Source organism: Mesorhizobium sp. M8A.F.Ca.ET.218.01.1.1, from assembly GCF_004791165.1.
GTDB lineage: Bacteria > Pseudomonadota > Alphaproteobacteria > Rhizobiales > Rhizobiaceae > Mesorhizobium.
Map to the genome: position 1 here is coordinate 1 of NZ_SRUZ01000118.1, position 336 is coordinate 336.

The following is a 336-nucleotide window of genomic DNA, read 5'->3' on the forward strand; positions in this document are numbered from 1 at the left end:
CTGCGCCGGCTTCGTCCATGCGGGCTCGATCCTCGAAATGACGGATGCCGATCTCGACTTCGCCTTGAACCTCAATGTCCGCTCGATGATCCGCACCATCCGCGCCGTGCTGCCCGGCATGCTGGAGCATGGCGACGGCTCGATCATCAACATGGCCTCGGTCGCCGGCGCGCCGAAGGGCGTGCCGAACCGCTTCGCCTATGGCGTGACCAAGGCGGCCGTGATCGGCCTGACCAAATCGATCGCCGCCGACTATGTCGCCAGGGGCATCCGCTGCAACGCCATCTGTCCCGGCACGGTGGAGAGCCCGTCGCTCGAAAACCGCATGCGCGCCCA

At 66.4% G+C, this 336-nt stretch carries 1 protein-coding gene; it reads left to right on the forward strand.

The window, feature by feature from the left end:
* Positions 1–336, forward strand: a 336-nt coding sequence (locus EN861_RS34645; RefSeq protein WP_135928232.1) for an SDR family oxidoreductase, incomplete at both ends; no start/stop codon positions are given.